This is a genomic window from Shigella sp. SIG3 (assembly GCF_053555855.1).
Window position 1 is genome coordinate 1 of sequence record NZ_JBQZXE010000036.1, and the last position, 16440, is coordinate 16440.

At 52.3% G+C, this 16440-nt stretch carries 8 protein-coding genes, 1 tRNA gene and 4 pseudogenes; 9 read left to right on the forward strand and 4 right to left on the reverse strand.

Annotated features, from left to right (window positions below; all coding sequences use genetic code 11):
• Positions 1-21: 21 nt before the first annotated feature.
• Positions 22-528, reverse strand: a complete 507-nt coding sequence (mug, locus tag ACUU1I_RS08995; RefSeq protein WP_000228937.1) for a G/U mismatch-specific DNA glycosylase — start codon at positions 526-528, stop codon at positions 22-24.
• 124 nt (positions 529-652) lie between these two features.
• Here mug and ACUU1I_RS09000 point away from each other — a divergent pair.
• A tRNA-Ile gene (locus tag ACUU1I_RS09000) sits at positions 653-728 on the forward strand.
• Positions 729-781: 53 nt separating this feature from the next.
• Here the strand turns inward: ACUU1I_RS09000 and nfeF are convergent.
• Positions 782-1528, reverse strand: a pseudogene (gene nfeF / locus ACUU1I_RS09005) (NADPH-dependent ferric chelate reductase NfeF).
• 276 nt (positions 1529-1804) lie between these two features.
• On the opposite strand from nfeF, the gene nfeR reads away from it, so the two are divergent.
• Entirely contained in the window at positions 1805-2428 is a 624-nt protein-coding gene (nfeR, locus tag ACUU1I_RS09010) for a DNA-binding transcriptional regulator NfeR (RefSeq protein WP_000018003.1), read from the forward strand.
• Between the two features lie 153 nt (positions 2429-2581).
• On the opposite strand, the gene aer is transcribed toward nfeR, so the two are convergent.
• Positions 2582-4102 carry an aerotaxis sensor receptor Aer gene (aer, locus tag ACUU1I_RS09015; protein ID WP_000094700.1) on the reverse strand — a complete coding sequence of 507 codons (1521 nt, stop codon included), beginning with the start codon at positions 4100-4102 and terminating at the stop codon, positions 2582-2584.
• Between the two features lie 416 nt (positions 4103-4518).
• On the opposite strand from aer, the gene ygjG reads away from it, so the two are divergent.
• Positions 4519-5898 carry a putrescine aminotransferase gene (gene ygjG, locus ACUU1I_RS09020; protein WP_001297164.1) on the forward strand — a complete coding sequence of 460 codons (1380 nt, stop codon included), beginning with the start codon at positions 4519-4521 and terminating at the stop codon, positions 5896-5898.
• A 41-nt stretch (positions 5899-5939) separates the two neighbouring features.
• Here ygjG and ACUU1I_RS09025 read toward each other — a convergent pair.
• Positions 5940-6271: pseudogene (locus tag ACUU1I_RS09025) on the reverse strand (tRNA-binding protein).
• A gap of 218 nt (positions 6272-6489) precedes the next feature.
• Between ACUU1I_RS09025 and ebgR the strand changes: the two are divergent.
• The 6 genes and pseudogenes from ebgR (at position 6490) to ygjK (ending at position 16257) form a co-directional block, all read left to right on the forward strand.
• The gene (gene ebgR, locus ACUU1I_RS09030; protein WP_000212445.1) at positions 6490-7473 is read left to right on the forward strand and encodes a transcriptional regulator EbgR; all 984 of its coding nucleotides are present in this window, start codon (positions 6490-6492) and stop codon (positions 7471-7473) included.
• Between the two features lie 182 nt (positions 7474-7655).
• Positions 7656-10742 carry a beta-galactosidase subunit alpha gene (gene ebgA, locus ACUU1I_RS09035; RefSeq protein WP_001082861.1) on the forward strand — a complete coding sequence of 1029 codons (3087 nt, stop codon included), beginning with the start codon at positions 7656-7658 and terminating at the stop codon, positions 10740-10742.
• Entirely contained in the window at positions 10739-11188 is a 450-nt protein-coding gene (locus ACUU1I_RS09040; RefSeq protein WP_001219944.1) for a beta-galactosidase subunit beta, read from the forward strand. The genes ebgA and ACUU1I_RS09040 overlap by 4 nt, the downstream gene beginning before the upstream one ends.
• A gap of 62 nt (positions 11189-11250) precedes the next feature.
• Entirely contained in the window at positions 11251-12684 is a 1434-nt protein-coding gene (locus ACUU1I_RS09045) for an amino acid permease (RefSeq protein ID WP_001285460.1), read from the forward strand.
• A gap of 133 nt (positions 12685-12817) precedes the next feature.
• Positions 12818-13889 (forward strand): annotated as a pseudogene (ygjJ, locus tag ACUU1I_RS09050) (protein YgjJ).
• A 16-nt stretch (positions 13890-13905) separates the two neighbouring features.
• Positions 13906-16257: pseudogene (ygjK, locus tag ACUU1I_RS09055) on the forward strand (alpha-glucosidase).
• Positions 16258-16440: the final 183 nt, after the last annotated feature.

Below are 16440 nucleotides of genomic sequence, written 5' to 3' on the forward strand. Positions count from 1 at the left end.
ACACCTTTTCGGTGGCGTTTTTTATCGCCCACGCACTACCAGCGCCTGGTCCAGCTCGCGATACGCTTCAACCAGTTTCTCCAGTGAAACGCGACTTAAACCGCTGGGATTTGGCAGCACCCAAATCTGCGTCGAACCAATGGTGAGCGTTTGTTTCCCCCACTGTGCACCGCGCTGGCTGAATCCCTGTTCATATGCTTGTTTGCCCAGAATCGCCAACGCCTGCGGCTGATAATCTTCAATTTTTTCAATCAGCTTACGCCCACCTGCGTGCAGCTCCTGCTTTGAAACTTCATTGGCTTGCACCGTTGGACGGTCTACCAGTTTGGTGACGCCACAACGATAATCCAGCAGATGCTGTGCCTCCTGCGGCTTCAACTGACGGTCGGTAAACCCGGCCTGATATATCACCTTCCAGAAGCGATTTGCCGGATGAGCAAAGGGAAAACCAGTCCCGGCGGATGAAAGCCCAGGGTTGATACCGCAAAACACGACCCGTAACCCTGGAGCCAAAATATCCTCAACCATATTTACTCCTTTCTAACATCACCAGGAAAAGTATAACGGATTGAAAATACATTGTTTATAAAAACAGCAGGCGCGCGGTAATGGCTGGATTGCGACACGGAGTTACTTTATAATCCGCTACCATGGCCCCTTAGCTCAGTGGTTAGAGCAGGCGACTCATAATCGCTTGGTCGCTGGTTCAAGTCCAGCAGGGGCCACCAGATATAGCAAAGGCTGACGAGAAATCGTCAGCCTTTTTCTTTTTATATATCAGTTACTTTGCGTGCCAGTAAGCCGCTGCACGTACCCGCTGTGGGTCATACTGTTCCGCTTCAAAGCGGCGGCTTAAATTCTTAACGACTTTACCTTCGCCGGTTATCCAGATGAAGTAATCATCTGGCAGGGATTTGCATCTGCGCCAGACGCGCATCTACCGCCTGCTCATCATGTGCCAGCCATTCGATATTAAAACCATCAAGGTGCGCGAGATAATCCTGACAGGCGTTATCCCGCACGCTAACCAGCGCACTAACTTGCGGTTTAACGGCAAGTTTGCTCAACGTTTCCAGGCGGCGGCGCAGTGCGGGCATTCCGGATTCATCGCAGACATACAGCTGATACGCGTAATCTTCCGGCACCACCAGCGAACCGCGCGGACCTGCCACCGTAAGTTTATCGCCCAGCCGCTGGCGACCCCACCGTCGTGAATAAAGAAATCGATCGCCAGTTCATGGCGTAGTTCGTCATACAGTGGCGTATAGTCACGCGACGGTGGGCGTGGTCCTTCCGGCCAGACGATGCCCTCTTCCGTTACCGTTGGCGGCACAAAGTGAGCGTCAGGTTGAGGAAAGAAGAGTTTGCTGTGATCGTCAAAGCCGCGCGATGTAAAACCGTCCAACGCCTCGCCGCCAAGGACAATGCGCTGAAAACCGGCGCTGATGCGCTCAACGCGTAGCACAGTCAGTTCACGGAAGCGCAGATCATTGCGAACGCGCTGCGGGTAGCGGGGGGTGTTATTCATTGTTATCGCCTTCGTGATGGTAATCAGATATATCTAAATAAAATTCGCAAATGATAATGATTGTTAATCATGATAAATGCAAGCGATTTGTAGAACTGATATGTCTGAAGTATGTGAAGGCATTCAGTGCCATAGCAATGCTGCCGGATGCGGCGTGAACGTCTTATCCGGCCTAGATGTGAGGTGCTTCCACGTTTAAAAATCATTTTTGTACTTGCAGTAATGCTCACATCAGATATAAATTAGATATATCTAATCAAGCAAAAGGAGGCTGATATGAGCCATCATCACGAAGGGTGTTGTAAACATGAAGGCCAGCCACGCCATGAGGGCTGCTGCAAAGGTGAGAAGTCAGAACACGAGCACTGCGGACACGGTCACCAGCATGAACACGGTCAATGTTGCGGTGGTCGCCACGGTCGCGGCGGCGGTCGTCGGCAACGTTTCTTTGGTCACGGTGAATTGCGTCTGGTGATTCTGGATATTCTCTCGCGCGATGACAGCCACGGTTACGAATTGATTAAAGCGATTGAGAATCTAACCCAGGGGAATTACACCCCAAGCCCGGGCGTCATCTACCCGACGCTGGATTTTCTGCAGGAGCAGTCGCTGATTACCATCCGCGAAGAGGAAGGTGGTAAGAAGCAGATTGCGCTGACCGAACAAGGCGCGCAGTGGCTGGAAGAAAACCGCGAACAGGTGGAGATGATTGAAGAACGCATCAAAGCGCGTTGCGTTGGCGCGGCGCTGCGCCAGAACCCGCAAATGAAGCGGGCGCTGGATAATTTTAAAGCGGTGCTGGATTTACGCGTCAACCAGAGCGATATCAGTGATGCACAAATAAAAAAGATCATTGCGGTGATCGACCGCGCCGCTTTTGATATTACGCAACTGGATTAATCGCCGCATCCGCCAGTGGCGCGGTGCAATTGCCGGATGCGACGCTTGACGCGCCTTATCCGGCCTACACCCGCTACACACCCCGCAGGCCTGATAAGATGCGTCAGCATCGCATCAGGCATTGTGCTCCAACCGCCGGATCCGGCATACCGATTAATGCAGCACCGTCACCGCGTCTTCCAGTCGGCTGGCGCGGTGTTTCACCATCGCCGACACCTGCGCACTCTCTTCCACCAGCTCGGCATTTTTCTGGGTGATCAGGTTAAGCTCATCCACTGCACGGGTCAGGCTGGAAAGCCCATCGGCCTGTTCCAGCGTTGAATGGCTAATCTGGGCGATCAACTGGGTGACGTTTTTCACCTGTGCCACAATATCTTCCATCGTCCGTCCGGCGGCGTGTACCTGCTGCGAACCGGATTGCACCTTATCAGCACTGGCATCAATCAGCTTGCGAATATCGTTGGCAGCATTAGCGCTGCGGCTGGCTAAATGACGCACTTCCCCTGCCACCACTGCAAAACCTTTGCCCTGTTCGCCGGCACGCGCCGCTTCCACCGCCGCATTCAGGGCCAGAATATTGGTCTGAAACGCAATATCGTTAATCAGCGAAGTAATGGTGCCAATGCGCTGGGTACTGTCGGCGATATCGTCCATTGTCTTGATCACCGTGGTCATCGCCTCCCCACCCTGCACTGCCGCATTACTGGCGGTGATAGAAAGTTTATCGGCAGCCGACGCCGTGGCAGAGTTCTGTTTCACCGACGCCGCCATTTGGTTCATGGTCGCCACCGTTTGCTGAACGTTATCAACTGTCTGCTGGGTATGTTCGTTCAGTTCATCGGTGCCTTTCGCCAGCGTCTCACTGCCATTTCTGACACTGGACACCTGGCTTGAGACATCGTTAATTAGCCAACGGCACATCAGGCCAAGCTGCCCTACCGCGCGTAATGTCAGCCCCAGCTCATCGCTGCGATTCAGGTGCTCAACACTATTACGCTCTCCGGTCGCCACCTTCAGTGCCTGACGGGCGACATTTTCTATCGGGCGCACAATCTGCCATTCAAAACAAGCGCTTGCCAACAATACCACTAACACACAGAGGAAATACGTCACCACCGGGGCAGCAACAAACCAAAGCATGGCCGCCAGCAAGATAAACATCAGGGTCATCACTCCACGCGTCCGCCAGCGAAGCGGTAATGAAGGCAGTTTACCCAGCCAGCCTTTACGCACCACCAGGCCTTTATGAATACGCTTACTGGTACGTCCGGAGTTCAACGCTTTGTACAGCGGCTCCACCGCCGCAATCTCTTCATCCGTCGCCCGGGTACGAATCGACATATAGCCACTGATTTTTCCCTCGCGCACCATCGGTACCGCATTGGCCCGCACCCAATAATGGTCGCCATTTTTGCGGCGATTTTTCACGATGCCGCTCCAGGGCTCCCCTTTTTTCAGGGTGAACCACATATCCGCAAACGCCGCTTTTGGCATATCCGGGTGACGCACCATGTTGTGCGGCTGCCCTTGTAACTCTTGCAAGGTAAAGCCGCTCACCTGCACAAAAGTGTCATTAGCATGAGTGATATAGCTTTGCAGATCGGTAGTGGACATCAGAGTGGTATCGTCCGCCAGCGGCGTATTTTGCTGGGTGACATACGGATGAGAAGACATGTTCGCGTCCTGTGCAGGTTATATGGTTGTTAACTTCTTGTCAGAGTTTATGTCGGCCCCGCTGCGGTTATCTTTAACCGATTAATTTGATTTAGATCGCAATTTGCGATTAAAGCACAAATCTAATTCTTTGATTTAAAATACTTTCACTCTGTTACTATACGAAAACGTTAATTATCTTGCCCAAAAATCAGGCAATTATTGCCCTGAAAACGTGCATTTGCGCAGCAATCATCAAATCCATACCCGACAAAACCGTGCAAAATAACAACAAATGTTAACGGATAGCATTAAATATTGCACAAATGATAACCGCATTTGTGTTTATCCCGATTTTCGCGATCGCAGCCGGAGTGGCGCAATCCCTGCAATACTTAAATCGGTATCATGTGATACGCGAGCCTCCGGAGCATATTTTGAACAGGTTACCTTCGAGCGCATCGGCTTTAGCGTGCAGCGCCCACGCCCTGAATCTCATTGAGAAGCGAACGCTGGATCATGAGGAGATGAAAGCACTTAACCGAGAGGTGATTGAATACTTCAAAGAGCATGTCAATCCGGGGTTTTTAGAGTATCGCAAATCTGTTACCGCCGGCGGGGATTACGGAGCCGTAGAGTGGCAAGCGGGAGGTTTAAATACGCTTGTCGACACCCAAGGACAGGAGTTTATCGACTGCCTGGGAGGTTTTGGAATTTTCAACGTGGGGCACCGTAATCCAGTTGTGGTTTCCGCCGTACAGAATCAACTTGCGAAACAACCACTGCACAGCCAGGAGCTACTCGATCCGCTACGGGCTATGCTGGCGAAAACCCTTGCTGCGCTAACGCCCGGTAAACTGAAATACAGCTTCTTCTGTAATAGCGGCACCGAGTCCGTTGAAGCGGCGCTGAAGCTGGCGAAGGCTTATCAGTCGCCGCGCGGCAAATTTACTTTTATTGCCACCAGCGGCGCGTTCCACGGTAAATCACTTGGCGCGCTGTCGGCCACGGCGAAATCGACCTTCCGCAAACCGTTTATGCCACTGCTGCCAGGGTTCCGTCATGTGCCGTTTGGCAATATCGAAGCCATGCGCACGGCTCTTAATGAGTGCAAAAAAACCGGTGATGATGTGGCTGCGGTGATCCTCGAACCGATTCAGGGCGAAGGTGGCGTAATTCTGCCGCCGCCGGGCTATCTCACCGCCGTGCGTAAGCTGTGCGATGAGTTCGGCGCACTGATGATCCTCGATGAAGTACAAACGGGCATGGGGCGCACGGGCAAGATGTTTGCCTGCGAACATGAGAACGTTCAGCCGGACATTCTGTGTCTGGCAAAAGCCCTCGGCGGCGGCGTGATGCCGATTGGCGCGACCATCGCCACTGAAGAGGTGTTTTCAGTTCTGTTCGACAACCCATTCCTGCATACCACCACCTTTGGCGGCAACCCGCTGGCCTGTGCGGCGGCGCTGGCGACCATCAATGTGTTGCTGGAGCAGAACTTACCGGCTCAGGCTGAGCAAAAAGGCGATATGTTGCTGGACGGTTTCCGTCAACTGGCGCGGGAATATCCCGATCTGGTACAGGAAGCGCGTGGTAAAGGGATGTTGATGGCGATTGAGTTTGTTGATAACGAAATCGGCTATAACTTTGCCAGCGAGATGTTCCGCCAGCGCGTACTGGTGGCCGGAACGCTCAATAACGCCAAAACGATCCGCATTGAACCGCCACTGACACTGACCATTGAACAGTGTGAACTGGTGATCAAAGCGGCGCGTAAGGCGCTGGCGGCCATGCGAGTAAGTGTCGAAGAAGCGTAATATCAAATCGGATGGCGATACGACGTCGCCATCCGATCTTTTTATACGACGCGTACGCCCGCAGGCATCATCCGCTCCGGCGTTAACAACACGCTTTCACTGCCGTCATCGGTTTCCGCACACAACAGCATGCATTCCGACGTTTCACCACGCATTTTCGCTTTTTGCAGATTGCATAAGACCACCACCGTTTTCCCCATCAGCTCCTCTTCGCTGTAGTACGGCACCAAGCTGGTCACGGTTTGCAGTGTTTTTTCCCCACATCAACCTGTACGATGTACAGCTTGTCGGCGTTTTCATGGCGTTTCACTTCCACAATCTTTCCGACGCGCATTTCCAGACGTGCAAAATCAGCGTAAGCCACGGTTTCCATTGCTTCCTCCCTTCGGGTAAAATTTTACTAAACTATAGCAAAAGTTTTTCTCAATCCTGTAGGCTAAAAATGGAGAATGCAGGCGTGATCACATTCCTAAGCCGCTGTGTTACCGTTACAGCGTCAAAGAAACGCGCTTTATTTACTGAAAACAGGTGACCCGATAAGCACTTCCTCTACAATGGGGGCGCACATCAGGGAAAGTAAAAAAGGTAAACATGGCAACATTAAAAGACATCGCAATCGAAGCTGGCGTATCCCTGGCGACAGTATCCAGGGTCTTAAATGACGATCCGACATTGAATGTGAAAGAAGAGACGAAACATCGCATTCTCGAGATCGCCGAAAAGCTGGAGTACAAGACCAGTAGCGCCCGTAAACTACAGACAGGCGCAGTCAACCAACACCATATTCTGGCTATCTACAGCTACCAGCAGGAGCTGGAGATCAACGATCCTTACTATCTGGCGATCCGCCACGGCATTGAAACTCAGTGCGAAAAGCTGGCGATCGAACTGACCAACTGTTATGAACACAACGGATTACCAGACATTAAAAACGTCACCGGTATTTTAATTGTCGGCAAACCCACGCCCGCCCTGCGCGCCGCTGCCAGCGCGTTGACCGACAATATCTGTTTTATCGACTTTCACGAACCCGGCAGCGGTTACGATGCGGTGGATATCGATCTGGCACGCATCAGTAAAGAAATCATCGACTTCTATATCAACCAGGGCGTTAATCGTATTGGTTTTATTGGCGGTGAAGATGAGCCTGGCAAGGCGGATATTCGTGAGGTCGCCTTTGCGGAATATGGCCGACTGAAACAAGTGGTACGCGAAGAGGATATCTGGCGCGGCGGTTTTTCCAGTTCGTCGGGTTATGAACTGGCAAAACAAATGCTGGCGCGGGAAGACTATCCGAAGGCACTGTTTGTTGCTTCCGATTCCATTGCTATCGGCGTACTGCGGGCAATTCATGAACGTGGCCTGAACATCCCACAAGATATTTCGCTTATCAGCGTTAACGATATCCCCACCGCGCGATTTACCTTTCCGCCGCTCTCCACCGTGCGCATCCATTCCGAGATGATGGGAAGTCAGGGCGTTAACCTGGTGTATGAAAAAGCCCGCGATGGTCGCGCGCTGCCGCTGCTAGTCTTCGTTCCCAGCAAATTAAAACTGCGCGGCACGACCCGTTAAATCCCCTTACACACTGTCCGGCAATCATTTTTGCCGGACAGTGCTGCCGTTTATTTTCGTGATCCAGTTAAAGTAAATGCATTTACCTGCTACTTTTAGTAAAAATTTTACTAACCCCCCCAGCAATTACACAAACTACCATCACCATGAATGGTTCCGATTTCTCTCTACCGGGAGGTCCTATGAATCGCTGGGAAAACATTCAGCTCACCCACGAAAACCGACTTGCGCCGCGTGCGTACTTTTTTTCATATGATTCTGTTGCGCAAGCGCGTACCTTTGCCCGCGAAACCAGCAGCCTGTTTCTGCCCTTAAGCGGTCAGTGGAATTTCCACTTTTTTGACCATCCGCTGCAAGTACCAGAAGCCTTCACCTCTGAGTTAATGGCTGACTGGGGGCATATTACCGTCCCCGCCATGTGGCAAATGGAAGGTCACGGCAAACTGCAATATACCGACGAAGGTTTTCCGTTCCCCATCGATGTGCCGTTTGTCCCCAGCGATAACCCAACCGGTGCCTATCAACGTATTTTCACCCTCAGCGACGGCTGGCAGGGTAAACAGACGCTGATTAAATTTGACGGCGTCGAAACCTATTTTGAAGTCTACGTTAACGGTCAGTATGTGGGTTTCAGCAAGGGCAGTCGCCTGACCGCAGAGTTTGACATCAGCGCGATGGTTAAAACCGGCGACAACCTGTTGTGTGTGCGCGTGATGCAGTGGGCGGACTCTACCTACGTGGAAGACCAGGATATGTGGTGGTCGGCGGGGATCTTCCGCGATGTTTATCTGGTCGGAAAACACCTAACGCATATTAACGATTTCACTGTGCGTACCGACTTTGACGAAGCCTATTGCGATGCCACGCTTTCCTGCGAAGTGGTGCTGGAAAATCTCGCCGCCTCCCCTGTCGTCACGACGCTGGAATATACCCTGTTTGATGGCGAACGCGTGGTGCACAGCAGCGCCATTGATCATTTGGCAATTGAAAAACTGACCAGCGCCAGCTTTGCTTTTACTGTCGAACAGCCGCAGCAATGGTCAGCAGAATCCCCTTATCTTTACCATCTGGTCATGACGCTGAAAGACGCCAACGGCAACGTTCTGGAAGTGGTGCCACAACGCGTTGGCTTCCGTGATATCAAAGTGCGCGACGGTCTGTTCTGGATCAATAACCGTTATGTGATGCTGCACGGCGTCAACCGTCACGACAACGATCATCGCAAAGGCCGCGCCGTTGGAATGGATCGCGTCGAGAAAGATCTCCAGTTGATGAAGCAGCACAATATCAACTCCGTGCGTACCGCTCACTACCCGAACGATCCGCGTTTTTACGAATTGTGTGATATCTACGGCCTGTTTGTGATGGCGGAAACCGACGTCGAATCGCACGGCTTTGCTAATGTCGGCGATATCAGCCGTATTACCGACGATCCGCAGTGGGAAAAAGTCTACGTCGAGCGCATTGTTCGCCATATCCACGCACAGAAAAACCATCCGTCGATCATCATCTGGTCGCTGGGCAATGAATCCGGCTATGGCTGTAACATCCGCGCGATGTACCATGCGGCGAAAGCGCTGGATGACACGCGACTGGTGCATTACGAAGAAGATCGCGATGCTGAAGTGGTCGATATTATTTCCACCATGTACACCCGCGTGCCGCTGATGAATGAGTTTGGTGAATACCCGCATCCGAAGCCGCGCATCATCTGTGAATATGCTCATGCGATGGGGAACGGACCGGGCGGGCTGACGGAGTACCAGAACGTCTTCTATAAGCACGATTGCATTCAGGGTCATTATGTCTGGGAGTGGTGCGACCACGGGATCCAGGCACAGGACGACCACGGCAATGTCTGGTATAAATTCGGCGGCGACTACGGCGACTATCCCAACAACTATAACTTCTGTCTTGATGGTTTGATCTATTCCGATCAGACGCCGGGATCGGGCCTGAAAGAGTACAAACAGGTTATCGCGCCGGTAAAAATCCACGCGCTGACTCGCGGCGAGTTGAAAGTCGAAAATAAACTGTGGTTTACCACGCTTGATGACTACACCCTGCACGCAGAGGTGCGCGCCGAAGGTGAAACGCTCGCGACGCAGCAGATTAAACTGCGCGACGTTGCGCCGAACAGCGAAGCCCCCTTGCAGATCACGCTGCCGCAGCTGGACGCCCGCGAAGCGTTCCTCAACATTACGGTGACCAAAGATTCCCGCACCCGCTACAGCGAAGCCGGGCATTCTATCGCCACTTATCAGTTCCCGCTGAAGGAAAACACCGCGCAGCCAGTGCCTTTCGCACCAAATAATGCGCGTCCGCTGACGCTGGAAGACGATCGTTTGAGCTGCACCGTTCGCGGCTACAACTTCGCGATCACCTTCTCAAAAATGAGTGGCAAACCGACATCCTGGCAGGTAAATGGCGAGTCGCTGCTGACCCGCGAGCCAAAGATCAACTTCTTCAAGCCGATGATCGACAACCACAAGCAGGAGTACGAAGGGTTGTGGCAGCCGAATCATTTGCAGATCATGCAGGAACATCTGCGCGACTTTGCCGTAGAACAGAGCGATGGTGAAGTGTTGATCATCAGCCGCACAGTTATTGCACCGCCGGTGTTTGACTTCGGGATGCGCTGTACCTACATCTGGCGCATCGCTGCCGATGGCCAGGTTAACGTGGCGCTTTCCGGCGAGCGTTACGGCGACTATCCGCACATCATTCCGTGCATCGGTTTCACCATGGGGATTAACGGCGAATACGATCAGGTGGCGTATTACGGTCGTGGACCGGGCGAAAACTACGCCGACAGCCAGCAGGCTAACATCATCGATATCTGGCGCAGCACCGTCGATGCCATGTTCGAGAACTATCCCTTCCCGCAGAACAACGGCAACCGTCAGCATGTCCGCTGGACGGCACTGACTAACCGCCACGACAACGGTCTGCTGGTGGTTCCGCAGCGCCCAATTAACTTCAGCGCCTGGCACTATACCCAGGAAAACATCCACGCTGCCCAGCACTGTAACGAGCTGCAGCGCAGTGATGACATCACCCTGAACCTCGACCACCAGCTACTTGGCCTCGGCTCCAACTCCTGGGGCAGCGAGGTGCTGGACTCCTGGCGCGTCTGGTTCCGTGACTTCAGCTACGGCTTTACGTTGCTGCCGGTTTCTGGCGGAGAAGCTACCGCGCAAAGCCTGGCGTCGTATGAGTTCGGCGCAGGGTTCTTTTCCACGAATTTGCACAGCGAGAATAAGCAATGAGGATCATCGATAACTTAGAACAGTTCCGCCAGATTTACGCCTCTGGCAAGAAGTGGCAACGCTGCGTTGAAGCGATTGAAAATATCGACAACATTCAGCCTGGCGTCGCCCACTCCATCGGTGATTCATTGACCTACCGTGTGGAAAATGACTCCGCGACCCATGCGCTATTTACCGGGCATCGACGCTATTTTGAAGTGCATTACTACCTGCAAGGGCAGCAAAAAATTGAATATGCGCCGAAAGAGACATTACAGGTAGTGGAATATTATCGTGATGAAACTGACCGTGAATATTTAAAAGGCTGCGGAGAAACCGTAGAGGTCCACGAAGGGCAAATCGTTATTTGCGATATCCATGAAGCGTATCGGTTTATCTGCAATAACGCGGTCAAAAAAGTGGTTCTCAAAGTCACCATCGAAGATGGTTATTTCCATAACAAATAACAACTACGGCGGCAAAAGGAGTTTGCCGCCACCGCTACCCTACACATTTTCGGAGATGTGTTATGTCTGATACCAAACGTAATACAATCGGCAAATTCGGCTTGCTCTCGCTGACTTTTGCCGCCGTTTACAGCTTTAACAACGTTATCAATAATAATATTGAGCTTGGACTGGCCTCGGCACCGATGTTTTTCCTCGCGACGATTTTTTATTTTATTCCCTTCTGTCTGATCATCGCAGAATTTGTTTCGTTAAATAAAAACTCAGAAGCCGGTGTCTACGCGTGGGTAAAAAGTTCGCTGGGCGGACGTTGGGCATTTATTACTGCCTACACTTACTGGTTCGTAAATCTGTTCTTTTTCACCTCGCTGTTGCCGCGCGTTATTGCTTATGCTTCGTATGCCTTCCTCGGCTACGAATATATTATGACGCCGGTTGCCACCACCGTTATCAGTATGGTGCTGTTCGCCTTCTCCACCTGGGTTTCCACCAACGGGGCGAAAATGCTGGGGCCAATTACCTCCGTCACTTCAACGCTGATGCTGCTGTTAACGCTCTCCTACATTTTACTGGCAGGTACGGCACTGGTTGGCGACGTACAGCCTGCCGATCCGATCACCGTTGACGCGATGATCCCGAACTTCAACTGGGCGTTCCTCGGCGTTACCACCTGGATCTTTATGGCCGCAGGTGGCGCGGAGTCCGTCGCGGTGTACGTTAACGACGTCAAAGGCGGTTCGAAATCGTTCGTTAAAGTGATCATCCTCGCCGGGATTTTTATCGGCGTACTGTATTCCGTCTCCTCGGTGCTGATTAACGTCTTCGTCAGCAGCAAAGAGTTGAAATTTACCGGCGGATCGGTGCAGGTATTCCACGGCATGGCGGCGTATTTTGGTCTGCCGGAAGCGTTGATGAATCGCTTTGTCGGTCTGGTGTCCTTTACCGCAATGTTCGGTTCCCTGCTGATGTGGACCGCAACGCCGGTGAAAATTTTCTTCTCCGAAATCCCGGAAGGCATCTTTGGTAAGAAAACCGTCGAACTTAACGAAAACGGCGTTCCGGCGCGCGCAGCATGGATCCAGTTTCTGATCGTCATCCCGCTGATGATTATCCCGATGCTCGGTTCCAATACCGTGCAGGATCTGATGAATACCATTATTAATATGACCGCCGCAGCGTCCATGCTTCCGCCGTTATTCATCATGCTGGCTTACCTGAATTTACGCGCCAAATTAGATCACCTGCCACGCGATTTCCGTATGGGCTCCCGCCGCACCGGTATTATCGTTGTTTCAATGCTGATTGCGATATTTGCCGTAGGGTTTGTCGCTTCGACATTCCCGACTGGCGCGAATATTCTGACCATCATTTTTTATAACGTCGGCGGTATTGTTATCTTCCTCGGCTTTGCGTGGTGGAAATACAGTAAATATATAAAGGGATTAACGGCTGAAGAGCGCCATATTGAAGCGACGCCAGCCAGCAATGTTGATTAAGCAGACTAATAAAAAATGAGCAGGCATTTTCCCTCTTCCTGGATGAGGAGAGGGAAAATAGTTTCTGCCTTTATATTTTTATAATTACAACGATAAAAGGCTGTACTTTTTCTTTAGCTCATGGATTAACACAATGAAATTAATCACTGCACCATGCAGAGCATTACTTGCTCTGCCGTTTTGCTACGCCTTTTCTGCGGCAGGAGAAGAAGCACGTCCGGCAGAACATGACGACACAAAAACACCCGCAATTACCTCGACATCTTCTCCTTCATTTCGTTTTTACGGCGAATTAGGGCTTGGTGGATATATGGATTTAGAGGGTGAGAATAAACATAAATACAGCGACGGCACCTATATTGAAGGTGGCCTGGAGATGAAGTACGGCTCCTGGTTCGGCCTGATTTACGGCGAAGGCTGGACCGTGCAGGCCGACCACGACGGTAATGCCTAGGTGCCTGACCATAGCTGGGGTGGTTTCGAAGGTGGGATTAACCGTTTCTATGGCGGTTATCGTACCAATGATGGCACCGAAATCATGCTCAGTCTGCGTCAGGATTCCTCGCTGGATGACCTGCAATGGTGGGGCGACTTCACACCCGATTTGGGCTACGTCATTCCCAATACCCGCGACATTATGACCGCGCTGAAGGTACAGAACTTAAGCGGCAACTTTCGTTATAGCGTCACCGCCACACCTGCCGGACATCATGACGAAAGCAAAGCCTGGCTACATTTTGGCAAGTACGATCGCTACGACGACAAATACACCTATCCGGCAATGGATGAACGGTTACATCCAGTATGACCTTGCCGAAGGCATCACCTGGATGAATGGTCTGGAAATTACCGACGGCACAGGACAACTCTATCTCACGGGCCTGTTTACCCCTAACTTTGCCGCTCGCGCCTGGCACCATACCGGACGTGCCGACGGGCTGGACGTACCGGGAAGTGAAAGCGGGATGATGGTGAGCGCCATGTATGAAGCGTTAAAGGGCGTTTATCTCTCCACCGCTTACACCTACGCCAAACATCGCCCTGACCACGCTGACGATGAAACCACCTCTTTCATGCAGTTTGGTATCTGGTACGAATATGGCGGCGGACGTTTCGCCACGGCTTTTGATAGCCGCTTCTACATGAAAAATGCCTCTAACGATCCCAGCGACCAAATCTTCCTGATGCAATATTTCTACTGGTAATAAGGACTGTAATTTCATGAAAATCAAAACTATTTTAACGCCAGTAACCTGCGCTCTGCTGATAAGTTTTTCCGCTCATGCCGCTAACGCCGACAATTATAAAAACGTGATTAACCGTACTGGTGCGCCGCAGTACATGAAGGATTACGATTACGACGATCACCAGCGTTTTAATCCGTTTTTCGATCTCGGAGCCTGGCATGGTCATCTGTTGCCAGACGGCCCGAACACCATGGGCGGCTTTCCGGGCGTTGCGCTGCTGACGGAAGAATACATCAACTTTATGGCCAGCAATTTCGACCGCCTGACTGTCTGGCAAGACGGCAAGAAAGTCAACTTCACGCTGGAGGCATACAGTATTCCCGGCGCGCTGGTGCAAAAACTGACAGCAAAAGATGTGCAGGTCGAAATGACTCTGCGCTTCGCCACGCCGCGCACGTCACTACTGGAAACTAAAATCATCAGCAATAAACCGCTGGATCTGGTGTGGGATGGCGAACTGCTGGAAAAACTGGAAGCGAAAGAAGGGAAACCGCTTTCCGATAAAACCATTGCTGGCGAATACCCTGACTATCAGCGCAAAATCAGCGCCACCCGTGATGGCCTGAAAGTCACCTTTGGCAAAGTGCGCGCCACCTGGGATCTGCTGACCTCCGGCGAATCGGAATATCAGGTGCATAAATCCCTGCCGGTGCAGACTGAAATCAACGGTAATCGCTTTACCAGTAAGGCGCATATCAACGGTTCGACCACGCTCTACACCACCTATTCCCATCTGCTGACCGCTCAGGAAGTTAGCAAAGAGCAAATGCAGATCCGCGATATTCTGGCGCGTCCGGCGTTTTATCTCACCGCCTCGCAGCAACGCTGGGAAGAATACCTGAAGAAAGGGTTAACCAATCCGGATGCGACGCCGGAACAGACGCGCGTCGCGGTGAAAGCGATCGAAACGCTCAACGGTAACTGGCGCTCACCGGGCGGTGCGGTGAATTATAACACCGTCACGCCGTCGGTGACCGGACGCTGGTTCTCCGGCAATCAGACCTGGCCGTGGGATACCTGGAAGCAGGCGTTTGCGATGGCGCATTTCAATCCGGATATCGCCAAAGAGAATATCCGCGCGGTCTTCTCCTGGCAGATCCAGCCTGGCGACAGCGTGCGTCCGCAGGATGTGGGCTTTGTCCCCGACCTGATAGCGTGGAACCTTAGCCCCGAGCGTGGTGGCGATGGCGGCAACTGGAACGAACGTAATACCAAACCCAGCCTTGCCGCCTGGTCGGTGATGGAAGTATACAACGTCACCCAGGATAAAGCCTGGTTGGCAGAGATGTACCCGAAACTGGTGGCCTATCACGACTGGTGGTTACGTAACCGCGATCATAACGGCAACGGGGTGCCGGAATATGGCGCGACCCGCGACAAAGCCCACAACACCGAGAGCGGCGAGATGCTGTTTACGGTGAAAAAAGGCGATAAAGAAGAGACGCAGTCTGGGCTGAACAACTACGCCCGCGTGGTGGAGAAAGGCCAGTACGACAGTCTGGAAATTCCGGCACAGGTCGCTGCGTCGTGGGAATCGGGGCGTGATGATGCCGCCGTCTTTGGTTTTATCGACAAAGAACAGTTGGATAAATATGTCGCTAATGGCGGCAAACGTAGCGACTAGACGGTGAAATTCGCCGAAAACCGCAGTCAGGACGGAACGTTGCTGGGCTACTCGCTATTGCAGGAGTCGGTGGATCAGGCCAGCTATATGTACAGCGATAACCATTATCTGGCGGAGATGGCAACCATCCTCGGTAAGCCAGAAGAGGCCAAACGCTATCGCCAGTTGGCACAGCAGCTCGCGGACTACATCAACACCTGTATGTTCGACCCGACTACCCAGTTCTACTATGACGTACGTATTGAAGATAAACCACTGGCGAACGGCTGCGCGGGCAAACCGATTGTTGAGCGCGGTAAAGGGCCGGAAGGCTGGTCGCCGCTGTTTAACGGTGCGGCAACGCAGGCCAATGCCGACGCGGTGGTGAAGGTGATGCTCGATCCTAAAGAGTTCAACACCTTTGTTCCGCTGGGAACGGCGGCGTTAACCAATCCGGCTTTTGGCGCTGATATCTACTGGCGCGGGCGCGTATGGGTGGATCAGTTCTGGTTTGGTCTGAAAGGGATGGAGCGTTACGGTTATCGTGATGATGCCCTGAAGCTGGCGGATACGTTCTTCAGGCACGCCAAAGGATTAACCGCCGATGGCCCAATTCAGGAGAATTACAACCCGCTGACAGGCGCGCAGCAAGGCGCACCAAATTTCTCCTGGAGTGCCGCTCATTTGTATATGTTGTATAACGATTTTTTCCGTAAGCAGTAATTTGCAACGGCTGGCGGATGCGGCGTGAACGCCTTATCCGCCCTACATGTGCAATCCCCCAAGCCGGATAAAACACGGCAAGCGTCGCATCCGGCGTTACCACCGGGCGTATTCTTTTTGAATCCCATCACAAACCCCGCACTCCCCTTTTCCCTTTTCTCCATCGACGGCTAAATTAGAACT

What these genes read in the sequence shown, in the direction of transcription:
- mug (WP_000228937.1), bottom strand. Translation starts at nt 528, where the DNA reads ATGGTTGAGGATATTTTGGCTCCAGGGTTACGGGTCGTGTTTTGCGGT.
- nfeR (WP_000018003.1), top strand. Translation starts at nt 1,805, where the DNA reads ATGAGCCATCATCACGAAGGGTGTTGTAAACATGAAGGCCAGCCACGC.
- aer (WP_000094700.1), bottom strand. Translation starts at nt 4,102, where the DNA reads ATGTCTTCTCATCCGTATGTCACCCAGCAAAATACGCCGCTGGCGGAC.
- ebgR (WP_000212445.1), top strand. Translation starts at nt 6,490, where the DNA reads ATGGCAACATTAAAAGACATCGCAATCGAAGCTGGCGTATCCCTGGCG.
- ebgA (WP_001082861.1), top strand. Translation starts at nt 7,656, where the DNA reads ATGAATCGCTGGGAAAACATTCAGCTCACCCACGAAAACCGACTTGCG.
- ACUU1I_RS09040 (WP_001219944.1), top strand. Translation starts at nt 10,739, where the DNA reads ATGAGGATCATCGATAACTTAGAACAGTTCCGCCAGATTTACGCCTCT.
- ACUU1I_RS09045 (WP_001285460.1), top strand. Translation starts at nt 11,251, where the DNA reads ATGTCTGATACCAAACGTAATACAATCGGCAAATTCGGCTTGCTCTCG.